We start from the raw sequence: 17,745 nt of genomic DNA, 5'->3' as shown, positions 1-17,745 counted from the left end.
GCCTACTCGACTGGCACCAGCTCTTCGCCGCAGGTGCAGCGGTAGGCCTGGCCGGAGTTCGAGCAGTGGCACTCGTGTTCGATCCGTACCCGGCATCCGCAGCCCTCGTGGCCACATGTCAGCACGGTTCCTGCCTCGTAGTTGGTCATTTCGTATTCCCTTCTCGGTGTCGGTACTCCGTACACGTTCATGAGCCTATACCCCGTATGGGTATATACGCAAGCAGCCGGACACACGTATCGCCCTGCCGCGCCGCACCGCTAGCGTGAGCGCATGGTCGAAAACCCAACGCCACAAGCAGTGGACGCGTTCTTGGACGGCACCGTGGTCGGCGACGATCCAGTCCTGACGGAAGCCTTGACGGCCAGCCAGGCGGCCGGATTGCCTCCGATCGCCGTGTCAGCGCAGCAGGGCAAGTTCCTCTGTCTGCTGGCCGGTGCGATGCAGGCGCGCCGCATCCTCGAGCTCGGCACCTTGGGCGGTTTCAGCACCATCTGGCTGGCCCGCGGCGCTGGTCCGCAGGGACGGGTGGTGACGCTGGAATACGAACCCAAGCACGTCGACGTCGCACGAGCCAACCTGGAACGGGCCGGTGTGGCCGACCGGGTGGAGTTGGTGGTCGGCGCCGCGTTGGACACCTTGCCGACGGTGACCGGCGGCCCGTTCGATCTGGTGTTCATCGACGCCGACAAAGAGAACAATCTCGCCTACCTCGACTGGGCGGTCCGGCTGTCCCGTCCCGGCTCGATCATTGTGGTGGACAACGTCATTCGGGACGGCCAGATCCTGACGGAGTCAGCTGACCCCAGGGTCACGGCGACGCGCCAAACGCTGCAGGTGATGGGTGAGCACCCCCGGCTGGACACCGCGGTCCTGCAGACCGTCGGGGTCAAGGGCTGGGACGGTTTCGCGATCGCGGCGGTGCGCTAGCTGCGGCGAGCAGACGCAAAAGCGCCCAATTTCGTGCCGAAACGGGTGCTTTTGCGTCTGCTCGTCAAGTCAACGTGGACTCAGGTCTTTGACCGCCTGTTCGGCGGAGGTGACCTCGGATATCCGCAGCGCCGTCTCACCGGCGTACAAGGCTGCGCGGTCGACCCAGGAATCCGGCATCCGGCGAACCGGCGCCGCCGGTGTGAACAGCGGACGACGCGGTGACTGCAGGCGCAGTACGCCGCCCAGGTCGCGGTAGAGCGGCGCGGACAGCGGGCGGCTGACCGCGTTGAGCCGCGCCGGAATTGCCTTGGCCCACCCGTCGTCGCGGCACCAGCGCCGGGTGGCGGCATTGGGTACCACGCGGTGCCGGAGCGGCCAGGTGACTCCGAAAAGGTCGGTCTCGATCGTCTTGTCCGCGTTGAGGATTCGCCGCTGGTACTCGCGGTTGGCGTCGGCCTCGTGCGTGAGCAGGAATCGTGTTCCGGCGATGACGCCGCTGGCGCCCGCGGCCAGGGCGGCTCGGGTGTCGGCACGGTCGGCGATTCCGCCGGCCACGAACACCGGGCGATCTCCCGCTGCGGCCAGCGCTTGCGGCAGGAAGTCCATTGCGGGCTCGGTTCCGACGAGGTGACCTCCGGCTTCTCGGCCCTGCGCGATCAAACCGTCGGCACCCCAGGCGACGGCGCGGCGTGCCTGCGCGGCCGTACCGACCATCACGACGACGAAGATCCCCGCGTCGCGCAGATGCTCGACCAGGCTGCGCGTTTCGCCGAAGGCGAGCACGGCGACGTCAATGCGGCTGTCGACACACACTTCGACGTGGCGGCGACCCACGAAGCGCATCAACAGGTTTACCGCGACCGCGCGACCAGGTGCCGCGGCGCGCACCCGATCGATCCAGCTTCGCAGTTGCCACGGCGTGGTCAGGCCCAGCGTGCCCAGACCGCCGGCCTTGGCGACGGCGGCGGCCAGCGTCGCACCGGCCAGACCGCCGCCCATGCCCGCCTGTCCCACCGGAACGTCCAGGCGCAGCCGGTCAATGATGTCCATGAGACTCCTCGTGGCGAGGGTGCACAAAATGCCAATGTCTGCCGGTGTGTCGTGTACAAACGCGCACTCTCGCACCGGTATCCACTAGCCGCAGACCGCGCCGACCGCGGCCGACCCGACGAGCTTGACGTACTTGGCCAGCACACCGGTGGTGTAGCGGGGTGGCGGAGGATTGAAATCCTTTTGTCTAGAGGAAAATTCGGCCGGGTCGGCCAGCACGTCGAGCGTTTGGCTGGCGACGTCGAGACGGATCCGGTCGCCGTCACGCAGGAAGGCGATGGGTCCGGCGTCGACGGCTTCCGGTGCGATGTGACCCACGCACAGGCCGGTCGTTCCGCCGGAGAACCGGCCGTCGGTCAGTAGCAGCACGTCCTTGCCGAGCCCGGCGCCCTTGATGGCGCCGGTGATGGCGAGCATCTCGCGCATCCCGGGGCCACCCTTGGGGCCCTCGTAGCGGATCACCACCGCGTCGCCCGCGGTGATGGTGCCGTCCTCGAGGGCATCGAGCGCGGCCCGCTCGCCGTCGAAAACCCTTGCGGTGCCCTCGAACACATCGGAATCGAAACCGGCCGACTTGACCACCGCGCCCTCCGGCGCCAGCGATCCGCGCAGGATGGTGATGCCGCCGGTCGGGTGGATGGGGTTGTTGAGCGCGCGCAGCACCTTGCCGTCCGGGTCGGGTGGGGCGATGGCGGCCAGGTTCTCGGCCACCGTCTTGCCGGTCACCGTCAGGCAATCGCCGTGCAGCAGGCCGGCGTCTAACAGTGTTTTCATTACCACCGGGACGCCGCCGATGTGGTCGACGTCGACCATCACGTGCTGACCGAACGGCTTGACGTTGGCCAGGTGCGGCACTTTCGACCCGATCCGGCTGAAGTCGTCGAGGGACAGCGCGACACCGGCTTCTTGTGCGATGGCCAGCAGGTGCAGCACCGCGTTGGTAGAGCCGCCGAACGCCATCACCACGGCGATCGCGTTCTCGAACGCCTCCCGGGTGAGGATGTCGCGGGCGGTGATGCCGCGGCGCAGCAGTTCGATGACGGCCTGACCGCTGCGGCGGGCGAACCCGTCGCGGCGGCGGTCGGTCGCCGGTGGTGCCGCGCTGCCCGGCAGCGACATGCCCAGCGCTTCGGCGGCGCTGGCCATGGTGTTGGCGGTGTACATGCCGCCACACGCGCCCTCGCCGGGGCAGATCGCCCGCTCGATGGCGTCGACGTCCTCGCGGCTCATCAAGCCGCGCGAGCACGCGCCGACCGCCTCGAACGCGTCGATGATGGTGACCTCACGCTCGCTGCCGTCGGAGAGCTTGGCCACCCCGGGCAGAATCGAGCCGGCGTAGAGGAACACTGAGGCCAGGTCCAGCCGCGCGGCGGCCATCAGCATCCCGGGCAGGGACTTGTCGCAGCCGGCCAGCAGCACCGACCCGTCGAGCCGCTCGGCCTGCATCACCGTTTCCACGCTGTCGGCGATCACCTCGCGGGACACCAGCGAGAAGTGCATGCCCTCGTGGCCCATCGATATTCCGTCGGAAACCGAGATCGTGCCGAACTCGAGCGGGTACCCGCCCGCCGCGAACACGCCCTCCTTGACCGCCTTGGCCAGCCGGTCCAGGGAGAGATTGCACGGCGTGATCTCGTTCCAGGAGGAGGCGACGCCGATCTGGGCCTTGGCGAAGTCTTCGTCCCCCATGCCTACCGCCCGCAGCATGCCACGGGCGGCGGCCTTCTCCAGGCCGTCGGTGACGTCGCGACTGCGGGGCTTGATGTCAGGGGTCATCGTCCAAGTATGCGAGGTCTCACCAGCGCAAAATCCCGCGGGTCATACCCCGCCAGGGTATAAAAGGTATAGTCGTCGATGTGACTTCTACGGCACACGGATATTCGCAGCAGAAGGACGACTACGCCAAGCGACTGCGACGCATCGAGGGTCAAGTGCGTGGGATCGCGCGGATGATCGAAGACGACAAGTACTGCATCGACGTCCTCACCCAGATCAGCGCCGTCAACAGTGCGCTGCGGTCGGTGGCCCTCAACCTGCTCGACGAGCACCTGAACCACTGCGTCACCCGTGCGGTAGCAGAGGGTGGCAGCGAGGCCGACCACAAGCTTGCCGAAGCGTCCGCGGCCATCGCACGGCTGGTTCGTTCCTGATCACGCGGGCGTGTTGAACCGCCCAGGTGGTTAAAACACGTCGTCGCAGTGCGTACGGTATGGGTCAGCGTGATCCGGCCGGTACAAAAGTTGTCCGGGGATCCCACACCTTGAAAAGCCGATGATCGAAACCGAAACCGCCCCCGCACCCGCACGAACGTGGACGCCACGGATCGCGGTGCAACTATCCGTGCTGGCCGCCGCTGCCTTCATCTATGTGACAGCCGAACTTCTGCCGGTGGGCGCGTTGGCGGACCCGAAGGCAAGTCCCGTCGAGGCGGGATTGCTGCTGGCGTTGTATGCGCTGGTGGCGGCGCTGACGACGGTGCCGTTGGTGCGGTGGACGGCGCATTGGCCGCGGCGACGGGCGTTCCTGCTGAGCCTGACTTGCCTGACCGTCTCGCAACTGCTGACCGCGCTGGCGCCCAGCTTCGCGGTCCTGGCCGCCGGACGCGTGCTGTGCGCCGTCACCCACGGCCTGCTGTGGTCGGTCATCGCGCCGATCGCCACCCGGCTGGTACCGCCCAGCCATGGCGGACGTGCGACGACGTCGATCTATGCCGGAACCAGCCTGGCGCTGGCGGTCGGCAGCCCGCTGGTGGCGGCCATGAGCGGGATGTGGGGCTGGCGGCTGGCGGTGGTGTGCGTCACCGTCGCGGCCGCCGTCGTCACGATCGTCGCAGCGTTGGTGCTGCCGCCGATGGTGCTCACCGAAGATCAGCTCGCGCATGTGGGCGCGCGGTCACGGCATCACCGTAATCGCGGGTTGATCACGGTAAGCCTGCTCACCATGGTGGCCGTCACCGCCCACTTCGTCTCCTACTCCTTCATCGTGGTGATCATCCGCGATGTCGTCGGGGTGGGCGTGCCGAACCTGGTCTGGTTGCTCGCCGCGTACGGGATCGCAGGCGTGGTGGCGGTGCCGCTGGTGGCGCGGCCGCTGGACCATCGGCCCCGGGGTGCGGTCCTGGTCTGCATGGGTGCCCTGACGGCGGCGTTCGTCGTGCTGACCGCGCTGGCGTTCGGCGGCAACCGCACCCTGGCGACCGCCCTGATCGGAACCGGGGCGATTGTGTTGTGGGGCGCGATGGCGACCGGTGTTTCACCGATACTGCAATCCGCGGCGATGCGCAGCGGTGCCGATGACCCCGATGGAGCGTCGGGCCTGTACGTGACGGCCTTCCAGTTTGGTATCGCGGCCGGCTCGCTGGTCGGGGTCGCGGGGCTGTTGTACGAGGGCAGCGTGGCAGTGATGCTGAGCGCGTCGGCGGGCCTGATGGCTATCGCCCTGGTCGGCATGGCCGCCAACCGGCAGTTGTTGGACCACCCGCCTGCTTCGGCCGAGCCAACTTCACAGGACGCGTGAACGTCGCAGGTCAGCGGCATTAACGGGGCCACGAGGTGGCAGTCCATCGGCTTTGGAATTAGGTAACTGGTGGCCGCGCTATGCCACACTGGGCCAAACGAGACGGGAGGGATGTGTATGTGGCGCTGGACGAGGGGAGGCCTCCTCGCCGCTCTGAGCGTGCTGGTGTTGGTGCTCAGTCCGGGCGCCGCCCTGGCAGACCCGGAACCCGATCCACCCGGTCCTGGGCCGGTCGCCGCACCAGCCGACCCGGGGGCGCCGCCGGCGCTGCCGTGGTTGGCGCAGCCGCCCGCGGTACCTGGCGAAGGGGCTGTGCCGCCGCCCGGGGCGCCGCTGCCCGGCGAGCCGGCGGCCGCTGGGCAGGTTGCCGGACAGAATCCGACGCCGTTCACCGGAAACCCTCCGTTCCGTCCGCCTACCTTCAACCCGGTCAACGGGTCGATGGTCGGCGTGGCCAAGCCGATCATCATCAATTTCGCGGTTCCGATCGCAGACCGGCCGATGGCTGAAAGTGCCATCCACGTCTCGTCGGTTCCGCCGGTGCCGGGCAAGTTCTACTGGTTGACCCCCACCCAGGTGCGCTGGCGCCCGCTTGCGTTCTGGCCGGCGCACGCCACGGTTACCGTCGATGCGGCCGGCACCGTGTCGAGCTTCACCACCGGTGACTCGCTGATCGCGACCGCCGACGATGCGACACATCAGATGACGATCACCCGCAACGGCACGGTGGTACAGACCTTCCCGATGTCGATGGGCATGGCGGCAGGCGGCCACCAAACCGCGAACGGCACGTACTACGTGCTCGAGAAGATGCACTCGGTGGTCATGGACTCGTCGACGTACGGGGTCCCGGTCGACTCGGCCAACGGCTACAAGGTGACGGTGGCCGACGCCGTCCGATTCGACAACAGCGGCAACTTCGTGCACAGCGCGCCGTGGTCCGTGGGCGACCAGGGCAAGCGCGACGTCAGCCACGGCTGCATCAACCTGAGCCCCACCAACGCGAAGTGGTTCTTCGACAACTTCGGCAGCGGTGATCCCATCATCGTGAAGAACTCTGTCGGCACCCCCAAGAACGACGGCTCCAACGACTGGCAGATGTAGGAATCTAGTTTCGAAAAGCGACCGGAGGGACGCATATATGTCGGGCTGGACGCGGGGAAGTATCTCCGGCGCTCTGAAAGCGGTCGGAACAGCTTCGGTATTGGGCTGGGTGCTGGTGCTGGGTGCGGGTTCCGCGCTGGCAGATCCTGACCCCACCCCTGACGATCCAGGGGTTGCCCCGCCACCGGTAGTCGCGGCGCCGCCGGCACCCTCCACCGGTACGGCGCCATTCGGGCCGCCGAAGATCAGCCCCTCCAACGGCTCGACGGTGGGGGTGGCCCAGCCGATCATCATCGACCTTCCCGGGCGGGTCGACGACGCGGGCGCCGCGGAAAGCGCGGTTCACGTCACGTCGACTCCGCCGGTCGAGGGCAAGGTCTATTGGCAGACACCGACCCAGCTGCGCTGGCGGCCGTTGAGCTTCTGGCCCGCTCACACCGCGGTTACCGTCGACGCGGGCGGCACCGTGTCCAGCTTCCAGACCGGGGACACGCTGGTGGCAACCGCCGACGACGCCACGCACCAACTGACCGTCACCCGCAACGGCACGGTGGTGCAGACCTTCCCGATGTCGATGGGTATGGCAGCCGGCGGCCATCAGACGGCAAACGGCACCTACTACGTCCAAGAGAAGATGCCGTCAGTGGTGATGGATTCCTCGACGTACGGGGTTCCGTCCACCTCGGCGAATGGCTACCGGGTGACGGTGACCGATGCTGTGCGGTTCGACAACAGCGGCAACTTCGTGCACAGTGCGCCGTGGTCGGTGGACGACCAGGGCAAGCGCGACGTCAGCCACGGCTGCATCAACCTCAGCCCCACCAATGCCAAGTGGTTCTTCAACAACTTCGGTCCCGGCGATCCGATCATCGTCAAAAATTCCGTCGGCACCTACACCAGGAACGACGGATCCAACGACTGGATGAGTTAACTCCGTCGCCGAGTAGACGCAACAGCCCCCGTTCCTAAATCGGGGGCTGTTGCGTCTGGCCAGCACGCCCGATTATGTATATCGTCATACATATGGCAACTCCGCGCGAGCGCATGGTGGTGTCTGCGGCCCTCTTGATCAGGGAACGCGGGGCGCACGCCACCGCGATCTCCGACGTTCTCGAGCACAGCGGCGCGCCGCGCGGGTCTGCATATCACTACTTCCCGGGCGGACGTACCCAACTGCTCTGCGAAGCGGTCGATTACGCGGGCGACTACGTCGCCGCCGTCATCGGCCGGGCCGGTGAGGCCGTCGCCCTCTTGGACACATTGGTCGACAAGTACCGAAAGCAATTGCTCGACAGCGATTTTCGGGCCGGTTGTCCAATCGCCGCGGTTTCCGTCGAGGCGGGCTTCGGAGACGGAGAAGCGGCCGGCCGGGAGCGGATGGCCCCGGTCGTGGAGAGGGCGGCCACGGTATTCGACCGCTGGACAGACCTGATCGAGCAGCGATTGACTGCCGACGGCATCTCGGCACAGCGGGCAGGCGAATTGGCGGTCCTGACGATCTCGGCGCTGGAAGGCGCACTGCTGCTGGCCCGGGTGCGCCGCGACGTGAAGCCCCTCGACCTTGTTCACGGTCAGCTGCGCGATCTGTTGCTGGCCGAGCTGCCCGAAGGAAAGGCGACCTCCCGATGACTACCGATTGGCAGCCGACGGCATGCATCCTCTGCGAGTGCAATTGCGGCATCGTCGTCCAGGTCGAAGATCGCAAGCTGGCACGAATCCGCGGGGACAAGGCGCATCCCGCGTCCCAGGGCTACACCTGCAACAAGGCGCTGCGCCTCGATCACTACCAGAACGGCCGCGGTCGCCTGACCTCTCCGCTGCGCCGCCGCCCCGACGGCACGTACGAGGAAATCGACTGGGACACCGCGATTGTCGAGATCGCCGAGGGATTCAAGCAGATCCGTGACAGCTATGGCGGAGACAAGATCTTCTATTACGGCGGCGGCGGGCAGGGCAACCATCTCGGCGGGTCCTACAGCAACGCATTCCTGAAGGCGCTCGGCTCGAAGTACCGGTCAAACGCACTGGCGCAGGAGAAGACCGGCGAGGCGTGGGTCGATGCGCACCTGTACGGCGGTCATACGCGGGGCGAGTTCGAACACGCCGAGGTCTCTGTTTTCGTCGGGAAGAATCCGTGGATGTCACAGAGCTTTCCGCGAGCCCGCGTGGTGCTCAACGAGATCGCCAAAGATCCGGCCCGGTCGATGATCGTGATCGATCCCGTTCTCACCGACACCGCGAAGATGTCAGACTTCCATCTGCGGGTGCAGCCCGGCACCGACGCCTGGTGCCTTGCGGCGCTGGCCGGTGTCCTGGTGCAGGAAAACCTTTGCAACGAGGCATTTCTCGCCGAGCACGTGCAGGGCGTCGACGCCGTGCGCGCAGTATTGCGCGAGGTGCCGGTTGCGGACTACGCGCAACGGTGTGGGGTGGACGAAGAGTTGTTGCGTGCGGCGGCACGACGCATCGGTACCGCGTCGAGCGTATCAGTTTTCGAGGACCTCGGAGTCCAGCAGGCACCCAACAGCACGGTGTGCTCCTACCTGAACAAATTGCTGTGGATCCTCACCGGCAACTTCGCGAAAAAGGGCGGCCAGCATCTGCATTCGTCGTTCGCACCGCTGTTCGGCCAGTTCTCCGGCCGGACGCCGGTCACCGGCGCACCGATCATCGCGGGGCTGGTACCGAGCAATGTCATCCCCGAGGAGATCCTGACCGACCATCCGGACCGGTTCCGCGCCATGATCGTCGAAAGCAGCAATCCCGCTCATTCCCTTGCCAATTCGGCCGCATGTCGGGAGGCGTTCCAGCAACTGGAGTTGCTGGTCGTCATCGACATCGCGATGACCGAAACCGCCCGGCTTGCCCACTACGTGCTGCCGGCGGCATCTCAGTTCGAGAAACCGGAAGCTACCTTCTTCAATCTGGAATTTCCTCGCAACGCAATGCAATTGCGACGACCGCTGCTCGAGCCGTTGCCGGGCACATTGCCCGAGCCGGAGATCTGGGCCCGGCTGGTGCGGGCCCTCGGGATCGTCGAAGAGGAAGATCTGCGACCGTTGCGCGAGGCCGCTCAGCAGGGCCGCCAAGCCTACACCGAAGCATTTCTCGGCGCTGTGGGCGGAAACCCGACGGTGGCGAAACTGGTTCCGTACGTGCTTTACGAGACCCTCGGGCCGACGCTTCCGGACGGGTTAGCCGGGGCCGCCGCCCTGTGGGGGCTCGCCCAGAAGACGGCGATGCAGTATCCCGACGCCGTGCGGCGCGCCGGCCACGCCGACGGCAATGCGTTGTTCGACGCGATCCTGGACAGCCCGTCCGGAGTCACCTTCACTGTCCACGAGTACGCGGACGACTTCGAGCTGATCAGCCACGCCGATCACAAGATCGCTCTGGAAATTCCCGAAATGCTGTATGAGATAAGGTCATTGACCGCGGCACGTGCCCAGTTGACCAGTCCGGAGTTTCCGATCGTGTTGTCGGTGGGCGAGCGCCGCGCTTACACCGCAAACGACATCTTCCGCGACCCGTCATGGCGCAAGCGTGACGCCGACGGCGCGCTGCGGGTCAGTGTTGAGGACGCCCAGGCACTCGGGTTGGTTGACGGATGCCGCGCGCTGATCACCACCGCAGCCGGTAGCGCCGAGGCGACGGTCGAGATCGCCGAGACGATGCTGGCCGGACATGCGGCCTTGCCCAACGGTTTTGGGCTTGACTACGTCGATGAGGACGGTCGCACGGTGGTTCCGGGAGTCGCGCCGAACACACTGACGTCCACCGAATGGCGCGATCCCTATGCGGGCACCCCTTGGCACAAGCACGTCCCCGCCGACATCCGCGGAGTGGAGGCGCCGTCCGCTCGCCGAGCAGACGCAAACTCGCACGATTAGCCGCTGATTAGTGCGATTCTGCGTCTGCTCGCGGAAGAAGGCGGTGCTCTAGTTCCAGATCCGGACGCGATGCTCGGAATCGAGGAATAGCGCGTCGTCATTGCCGACGTCGAAGGCTTCGTAGAACGCGTCGATGTTGCGGACGACGCCGTTGCAGCGGAACTCCGGCGGGGAGTGCGGATCGGTAGCCAATCGCCGAATCGACTCGGCCTCACGCGATTTGGTCCGCCATACCTGCGCCCAGCCGAAGAACACGCGCTGTACGCCGGTGAGGCCGTCGATAACCGGAGCGGGTTCGCCGTTCAGCGAAAGCTGGTAGGCCAGTAGGGCAATGGACAGCCCGCCCAGGTCGCCGATATTCTCACCGACGGTGAACGCACCGTTCACGTGATGGTCGCCGTTCAGCGCTCGCGGCGTGTACGCGTCGTACTGCTCGATAAGCGCTTTCGTGCGGGCGCCGAACTCGGTCCGGTCCGCATCGGTCCACCAGTCGACCAGGTTCCCGTCGCCGTCATATTTGGCACCCTGGTCGTCGAAGCCGTGCCCGATCTCGTGTCCGATCACCGCCCCGATGCCACCATAGTTCGCCGCGTCGTCGGCCTCGGGGTCGAAGAACGGCGGCTGCAAGATGGCTGCGGGAAAGACGATTTCGTTCATCCCGGGGTTGTAGTAGGCGTTGACGGTCTGCGGCGTCATGAACCACTCGTCGCGGTCGACGGGTCCGCCGAGCTTGGCCATCTCACGGTCGTGGTTGACCGCAGACCCGCGCAGGTAGTTTCCGTAGAGGTCGTTACGGTCGATCACGAGCTTGGAGTAGTCGCGCCACTTCTTGGGATAGCCCACCTTCGGAGTGAACTTGCCCAGCTTGGTCAGCGCGCGCTGCCTGGTTTCCGGCGTCATCCAGTCCAGGTTGCTGATGCTGATCCGGTACGCCTCTTGCAGGTTGGCCACCAGTGTGTCGATGCGCTCTTTGGCGCCGGGCGGGAAATGGCGCTGCACATAAAGCTTTCCGACGGCATCGCCCATCAGGCCTTGCACCAGCGAAACCGCCCGCTTCCAACGGTCGCGGATCTGCTCGGCACCGGTCAGCAGGCGGCCGTAGAAGTCGAAGTCGGCGGCGACGAGTTCGTCCGTCAACAGACCGGCGCGCGCGCTGATCAATCGCCAACGGGCCCAGCGCTTCCAGTCTTGCAAGTCCTCGCCGGCCCACAACGTCGCGAACGCGGTGAGGTAATCAGGCTGGCGCACAACAAATTCCGTGACAACCGCCGGTTTGGCGCCCAGCGCGCCAACCCAGGCGGACCAGTCGAAACCCACCGCTTCGTCCTGCAGCTGGGCGAACGTGCGCAGGTTGTACGTCAGGTCGGCGTCGCGACGCTTGACCACGTCCCAATGGGCCGCTGCCAGTTTGGTCTCCAGTGCCACGATGCGCGCCGCGGTGTCGGCGTGAGCTTCGGGGGCTGAGGCGGGATAGACCAGGCCGAACATCCTCGCGATGTGACGCGGGTAGGCGGCCAGCACCTCGGCGTGTTGCGGATCGCGGTAGTAGGACTCGTCGGGCAACCCGATGCCGGACTGGGTGAAGTGCATCAGGTAACGAGTCGAGTCCTTGGAATCGGTATCGACATACAACCCGACACCGCCGCCCACCCCGGTACGGTCGAACGCGCCGAGAAGAGCGGCCAGCGCGTCGCGGTCAGCGGCTTCATCGATCGTGGCCAACTCGCCGAGCAGGGGTTGCAAACCTCTGCGTTCGACGGCTTCCTCGTCGAGAAAGCTGCCGTAGAGGTCGCCGATGCGCTGCTGATCGGTGCCAGGCTCGCTGCTGGACTGGCTGGCGTCGACGATCAGGTCGCGCACCTGCTCTTCGGCCCGGTCGTACAAGGCGCGAAACGCGCCGTCGGTGGCCCGGTCCGCGGGCATCTCGTATTCGGCCAGCCAGCGGCCGTTGACGTGGCCGAAAAGATCGTCTTGCGGGCGGGCATCGGCGTCGACGTAGCTCAGGTCGATCCCCGAGCGGATGGTCTGCACAGTCACCCCGCCATCCTTCCATCTCTTTTCAGGTGCAACGATCGGGCCATGCCTGACGGCGAGCAGACCGAGATCTCGGTGGATGAGGATCCCGATGAGGGCGCCGGCCCCGATACCGAGGCCTACGACGAGGACTCCGGCGAGGCCTACGACGAGGACTCGGACGAGGACTACGACGAGGACTATGACGAGGGGCGGGTCTTCTCCGGCTATGGCATCGGGTCAACCTTCCTGGCCGTGCTGTCGGTCGCCGCGGTCGTGCTCGGCGCGCTGATTTGGCACGCACACCGCGAAGAAACCCACGAGCGCACCTATCTGAGCCGGGTCATGCAGACGGCCGCCGAGTGGACGGGGGTGCTCATCAATATGAACACCGGCAACCTCGACACCAGCCTGCAGAAGCTGCATGACGGCACGGTCGGCGAGCTCAACACCGACTTCGAAGCCGCCGTCCAGCCGTACCGGCAAGTGGTGCAGAAGTTGCAGTCGCAGAGCGCCGGGCGGATCGAATCGGTGGCGATCGAAACGGTGCACCGCGACCTCGATACCCAGCCCGGTAAGCCGCGGCCGGTTCTGACCACCAAGTTGCCGGCGTTCGCCAGCCGAACCGACTCGGTGATGGTCGTCGCGACGTCGGTCAGCGAGAACGTCGGCGGCAAGCCGCTGACGGTGCATTGGAGCTTGCGGCTCGACGTCTCCAACGTCGACGGGAAGCTGATGATCTCGCGGTTGGAGTCGATCCGATGAGAAACCGTTGGCGGCTGCTGGCCTTCGACATCCTGGCGCCGCTGGGCGCGATCGTCGGATTGCTGGCCATCGGCGTCGTCCTGGCCTGGCCGCTGTGGTGGGTCTCCGTGTGCTCGGTGTTGCTGCTGTTGATCGTCGAGGCGATTGGGGTCAACGTCTGGCTCCTGCGCCGCGACTCGGTCACCGTCGGAACCGACGACGACGCCGCCAGGCTGCGACTGGGCGTCGTCTTCCTGTGTACGGCGGCGCTGTCCGCGGCCGTGATCACCGGCTACCGGCACTGGACGACGCCGGACCGTGGTTTCAAGGAAGATTCTCGAACGGTGGTCCAGATCGCCAGCGGGATGGCCGAGGCCGAGGCGTCGTTCAGCCCGAGTGATCCGACGGCCACCGTCGACCGCGCGGCGGCGATGATGGTCCCAGAGCAGGCGGGCCCGTTCAAGGAGGAATACCGCAAGTCCACGGTCGATCTGGCCAAGCGCAACGTCACCGCGACGGCCGCCACCCTGGCGGCGGGGGTCGAGGCGATGGGGCCGACGGCGGCCAGCGTGGCGGTCATACTGCGGGTGACGCAGAACATTCCCGGTCAGCCGCCGAGTCACGCCGCGCCCGCGCTGCGGGTGACGTTGACCAAGCACGGCGACAACTGGCTGGTCTTGAACGTATCGCCGATCAGCCCGCGTTGATCAGTTCGCCTCGGCTGTATCGGTGGACTTCACTTTCACGAAGCGGTCGGACAGCCGCCGCATGCGCACCATCAACGACGCCGACGGGCTGACGCTGCCGTCCAGGTAGGCGGCCAGATCGTCGGGTTCTACTCCGATCCGGGACGCGAATTCGTGTTCGGCCAACCCGGAGCGATCCATGAGCAGGCGGACGTGACGGGCCACCTCGGCGCGCTCGTTGGTCTCCAGGTGCATGCGCGCGCGTTCCAGCACCTCCGCCAACGCCTTGGAGATGCCATAGGGCCTGGTGCCCGAGAGCACCTCTTCGACCTGGCGGGCAGTGCGTCCGTAGGGGTCGCGTTTCAGCGCGGCGGCGATTCGCTTCCAGGTGTCGATATCGCCGCTCTGCATCGCCGAGCGGATGGCGGAGGTAGGCCAGAGCTCTACCGCCTGGTCCACATGGGCGCCGCCGGCCGGGGGCCGCTGTGCGCGCCCTGCTGAAGGCCCGGGCCGTCGGTCGGCTGCCAACGTCACCTCGCCTCCTCCAACATCGCCACGGCCACCGATAGGCAGCGTTGCCTGACCTCTTCCCAGTCAGCCTGGGCGTCCGGTTCGGACAGCTGGTCATCATCTAGGTCGGACGGACGTGGATCCGAAAGCCGACGAACCAGCTGGCTGGCCATCCATTGCCGCCTCGAGAACGAGCCGGGTGGTTGACAACAGTAATACCTGTCCATTCCGGCAAGTACCACAGCGGCGGTCTCGGGTTCCATCGTTCCCACCATGTCGGCAAATTCGGCATAGTCGCGCCGACTGTTACGGCACATGATCAGGTACCCCTTGAGGCGCAGGGCCTCGGCGCCGGTCGGCACCAGCAGACGGTCGCCGGTGGGCAACTGGACGTGGGTGGTTTCCACCGGGCTGCGCCGCTCGTATTTCTGCCGTTCGTCGGTGCCGGGCTCGGCCTCGAGCGCATCGATGGCGACCGAAAGCCGGCCACGCCACAGGGTGACCGGATGCACCGGTCGGGCGGCCCAGGGAAGCGCCCAGGTGATGCCGTTGCGGGGCGCCAGGCCGCCGACGAGCTTTCGGGCCGCCGATTTATTGCCGGTCTTGGTGTCCACCGAGACCACGCGCAGCCCCCCGGTGTCCTCGTCGGCGTCGGTCTGCTCGGATCCCTGCGCCTGGACTTGCCGCACGCCGCGCAATCCTTCTGGCGGCTCCTTGCCGCCGAATCGCTCGCAGCCGGAGAACGCCAGCGGATCGGCAACGCAGATGGCATCGGGGGCCAGCTGCTTGAGTTTGGCCGCGGATTTGAGCACCATTCGCAGATCCGCGCTGGGTGCCAGTGCCGAGATGTCTTCCGGGATCACAACGACGTCAGCCAGATCGACTTCGGGCAGCGGCCGGTCGAAGTCGACCGACGGCAACACCCGCAGCATCCAGCGGGGCATCCACCAGTTCCACTGGGTGAACATCGCCATCAGCGCGGGCACCAGCACCAGCCGCACCACGGTGGCGTCCACCGCGATCGCCACGGCGCACGCGACGCCGATCTCGGCCACCAGCGGCATGCCGGCGAACGCGAAGCCCACGAACACCGCGATCATGATCAGCGCCGCGCTGGTAATGGTGCGAGCGCTGGTGCTCACCCCGTAGGCAACCGCATCGCGCGTGTTCCCGGATAACAGGAAGCGCTCGCGGATCCGGGCCAGCAAGAAGATCTCGTAGTCCATCGACAACCCGAACGTCATCGCCAGTACCAGCGGCGGCACGGTGCTGTCGATCGACGTGATATGTGCGAACCCGAGCTTCTCCAGCCAGCCCCACTGGAACACCATCACCAGGCTGCCGTAGGCGGCGGCCACCGACAGCAACGTCATCAGGACGCCCTTGAGCGCCAAGAACACCGAGTGGATGGAGAGCAGCAGCATCAGGAAGGCGATCAGTGCGACGAAGAGCAGCACCAGCGGCTCGGTCTTGGACACCCGGTCGTCGAAATCCTTGATCAGTGCGGTCTGGCCGCCGACGCTCACGGGTGCCGAGTCGGCCCCGGGGACTTTGGGGAGCTGCGTTCGCATCCAAGTCACGGATTCGCGCGCACCGAGGTCTTCGGGATCGACCGCCAGCACCGCGGACAGCAGAGCGCTGCTGTCGTCGTCGGCGAATACCGGCGGTGCCACCGAGACCACGTTGGGTGCCTGTGTCATCCGCTGCCGGATGGCGCCGATGGTCGCGCTGTGTTCGGGGGAGGACGCGGTGTAGTCGGGGTAGCTGACCAACACCTGGACCGGGCCCAGCGCCCCGGGTCCGAGTGCTTGGGACGCCGCGGCCACGCCGCCACGAATCTCGTGCGAGGAGTCGAACTGACGCAACAGACTGTTGCCCAAGACCATCGACAGCGCCGGCGCGGCCATCGCCATCAGCACCAGCGACGCCGCCAGCGCCGAGATCCACGGCCGGCGCATCACCCAGCCGACCCAGCGGGTCCAGAACCGGGATTGGCTGCTCTCCGGCCGGCGCGACCAGTGCAGCAGCGCCGACCTCTTGGCTGCCGACCGCCCGAACGTCGCCAATACGGCCGGCGTCAACGTGGCCGACGTCAGCATCGCCACTGCGACGGCAAGAATCGCTCCGGTCGCCATCGACTTCAGCGCCGGGGTGTTGATCAGGTAGATCCCGGTAAGCGAGGCGACGACCGTCATGCCGGACAACACCACCGCGAGCCCGGAGGTGGCCATCGCTGCGTCGACGGCTTCGTTCGGCTGACGGCCGGCACGCAGTTCCTCGCGGAAACGCATCAGGATGAAAAGGGAGTAGTCCACGGCGAGCGCGATGCCGAACATGGACACCGTCGAAGTGACGAACACCGACATGGTGGTATGCATCGACAGCAGATAGACCAAGCCCATGGTGACCACGACCGTGCACACGCCCAGGGCCAGCGGGATTGCGGCGGCAGCCAGCGAACCGAACACCGCGAGCAGGACGATCAGGATGATCGGCAGGTTCCAGCGTTCCGCCTCGGCGATGTCGTGTTTCGTGTTGGCCGCTGCGGCAGCGCTGAGCGCGCCCTGTCCGATGACGTAGAGCCGTACCCGGCCGTTCGGCGTTTGTCCGGACTGGTCACCCTTGATGCCCACCCGGGTGCGTAGCTTCTTGGCAACGTCGCTGGTGTTGCGGGCGTCCAGGCGTAGTGACACCACATATGGCCGGTCGGGCTGCGGCGACCGCTGGGTCGGATTGGGCACCTCGGTGACGCCGGGGAATTCGCCTGCGATCTGCCGCAGCAACGCGACCGCGTCGTTGATGTCCTGGTAGCCGGCGTCGGCGCGGGGGGCCGCGACCAGCGCCAGCGAGGACGCCCCCTGCTCGTGGTAATGCTCTTCGAGTTGATCGTGGACCGTGATCGACTGCGATCCGGCTACCTCGAAACCGCCGCCGGTGAGATGCCCCGACTCTGTCAGCGCCAGGTAGACCGACGGCACCAATGCAAGCAGCCAGCCTGTGAAGACCAACCAGCGGAATCTGCGCAGGCTGCGGCTTAGGCGCATCATGAACTGCTGGATTTCGGTCTCCCCATATTTCTCGGGTGCGCGTGCAGGCGAGCCTACCGGAGCGCCCTGTGGAACAAGCCGGTTCCGGCGTATCTGAGCTGCGACGACGGCGAAACGACGGGGAAGTTGCACAACCGTTGTGAAATCGATAGCAGCCCGAATTCGTTCGCACGCTAGCCGCCGTCACGCCGAGACTGCGGTCAGGGCGGCTGAATTCGCGAAACTGTAGCCCTGGCTGCAGCCTCGGAGACG

Annotated in this window: 15 protein-coding genes; 9 read left to right on the top strand and 6 right to left on the bottom strand. The window is 66.4% G+C overall.

Going from position 1 to position 17,745, the window contains the following annotated elements; genetic code table 11:
* Positions 1-2 precede the first annotated feature (2 nt).
* Positions 3-149 carry a metallothionein gene (locus A5791_RS03950; RefSeq protein WP_067231418.1) on the bottom strand — a complete coding sequence of 49 codons (147 nt, stop codon included), beginning with the start codon at positions 147-149 and terminating at the stop codon, positions 3-5.
* 124 nt (positions 150-273) lie between these two features.
* Between A5791_RS03950 and A5791_RS03945 the strand changes: the two genes are divergently transcribed.
* Complete coding sequence (locus tag A5791_RS03945) at positions 274-930, top strand: O-methyltransferase (RefSeq protein ID WP_067231415.1); 657 nt, start codon at positions 274-276, stop codon at positions 928-930.
* A gap of 69 nt (positions 931-999) precedes the next feature.
* On the opposite strand, the gene A5791_RS03940 is transcribed toward A5791_RS03945, so the two are convergent.
* Both A5791_RS03940 and ilvD read right to left on the bottom strand, forming a co-directional pair.
* On the bottom strand, positions 1,000-1,983 hold the full coding sequence (locus A5791_RS03940; protein ID WP_067231412.1) for a nitronate monooxygenase family protein: 984 nt from the start codon (positions 1,981-1,983) through the stop codon (positions 1,000-1,002).
* 84 nt (positions 1,984-2,067) lie between these two features.
* Positions 2,068-3,759 carry a dihydroxy-acid dehydratase gene (gene ilvD / locus A5791_RS03935; RefSeq protein WP_067231409.1) on the bottom strand — a complete coding sequence of 564 codons (1,692 nt, stop codon included), beginning with the start codon at positions 3,757-3,759 and terminating at the stop codon, positions 2,068-2,070.
* Between the two features lie 80 nt (positions 3,760-3,839).
* Here ilvD and A5791_RS03930 point away from each other — a divergent pair, with 80 nt between their 5' ends.
* The 6 genes from A5791_RS03930 (at position 3,840) to A5791_RS03905 (ending at position 10,493) form a co-directional block, all read left to right on the top strand.
* Positions 3,840-4,133 carry a metal-sensitive transcriptional regulator gene (locus tag A5791_RS03930; RefSeq protein WP_067231405.1) on the top strand — a complete coding sequence of 98 codons (294 nt, stop codon included), beginning with the start codon at positions 3,840-3,842 and terminating at the stop codon, positions 4,131-4,133.
* A 121-nt stretch (positions 4,134-4,254) separates the two neighbouring features.
* Positions 4,255-5,499, top strand: a complete 1,245-nt coding sequence (locus A5791_RS03925; RefSeq protein ID WP_067231402.1) for an MFS transporter — start codon at positions 4,255-4,257, stop codon at positions 5,497-5,499.
* A gap of 117 nt (positions 5,500-5,616) precedes the next feature.
* Positions 5,617-6,603 (top strand): L,D-transpeptidase family protein, encoded by a 987-nt coding sequence (locus A5791_RS03920; RefSeq protein WP_067231399.1) that lies wholly within the window; start codon positions 5,617-5,619, stop codon positions 6,601-6,603.
* Positions 6,604-6,640: 37 nt separating this feature from the next.
* On the top strand, positions 6,641-7,534 hold the full coding sequence (locus tag A5791_RS03915) for a L,D-transpeptidase family protein (RefSeq protein ID WP_067231395.1): 894 nt from the start codon (positions 6,641-6,643) through the stop codon (positions 7,532-7,534).
* Positions 7,535-7,626: 92 nt separating this feature from the next.
* The gene (locus tag A5791_RS03910; protein ID WP_067231392.1) at positions 7,627-8,232 is read left to right on the top strand and encodes a TetR/AcrR family transcriptional regulator; all 606 of its coding nucleotides are present in this window, start codon (positions 7,627-7,629) and stop codon (positions 8,230-8,232) included.
* Entirely contained in the window at positions 8,229-10,493 is a 2,265-nt protein-coding gene (locus tag A5791_RS03905) for a molybdopterin-dependent oxidoreductase (RefSeq protein WP_067231389.1), read from the top strand. Before A5791_RS03910 ends, A5791_RS03905 begins: the two co-directional genes overlap by 4 nt.
* Positions 10,494-10,541: 48 nt before the next feature.
* Here A5791_RS03905 and A5791_RS03900 read toward each other — a convergent pair whose 3' ends face one another.
* Complete coding sequence (locus A5791_RS03900) at positions 10,542-12,530, bottom strand: M13 family metallopeptidase (RefSeq protein ID WP_067231385.1); 1,989 nt, start codon at positions 12,528-12,530, stop codon at positions 10,542-10,544.
* Between the two features lie 42 nt (positions 12,531-12,572).
* Between A5791_RS03900 and A5791_RS03895 the strand changes: the two genes are divergently transcribed.
* Together A5791_RS03895 and A5791_RS03890 are read left to right on the top strand one after the other, a co-directional pair.
* Positions 12,573-13,271, top strand: a complete 699-nt coding sequence (locus A5791_RS03895; protein ID WP_067231381.1) for a hypothetical protein — start codon at positions 12,573-12,575, stop codon at positions 13,269-13,271.
* The gene (locus A5791_RS03890) at positions 13,268-13,957 is read left to right on the top strand and encodes a hypothetical protein (protein WP_067231378.1); all 690 of its coding nucleotides are present in this window, start codon (positions 13,268-13,270) and stop codon (positions 13,955-13,957) included. The genes A5791_RS03895 and A5791_RS03890 overlap by 4 nt, the downstream gene beginning before the upstream one ends.
* Here A5791_RS03890 and A5791_RS03885 read toward each other — a convergent pair whose 3' ends face one another.
* Together A5791_RS03885 and A5791_RS03880 are read right to left on the bottom strand one after the other, a co-directional pair.
* The gene (locus A5791_RS03885; RefSeq protein WP_067231374.1) at positions 13,958-14,470 is read right to left on the bottom strand and encodes a hypothetical protein; all 513 of its coding nucleotides are present in this window, start codon (positions 14,468-14,470) and stop codon (positions 13,958-13,960) included.
* A complete protein-coding gene (locus A5791_RS03880) occupies positions 14,467-17,493 on the bottom strand; it encodes an efflux RND transporter permease subunit (protein ID WP_067231514.1) in 3,027 nt (1,008 codons plus the stop codon). Before A5791_RS03880 ends, A5791_RS03885 begins: the two co-directional genes overlap by 4 nt.
* Between the last annotated feature and the right edge of the window lie 252 nt (positions 17,494-17,745).

The organism is Mycobacterium sp. 852002-51163_SCH5372311, assembly GCF_001667115.1.
In the GTDB taxonomy this organism is placed as follows: Bacteria; Actinomycetota; Actinomycetes; order Mycobacteriales; family Mycobacteriaceae; genus Mycobacterium.
Note: the sequence above shows the minus strand (reverse complement) of the source record. Positions and strands in the feature narration are given on the sequence as shown.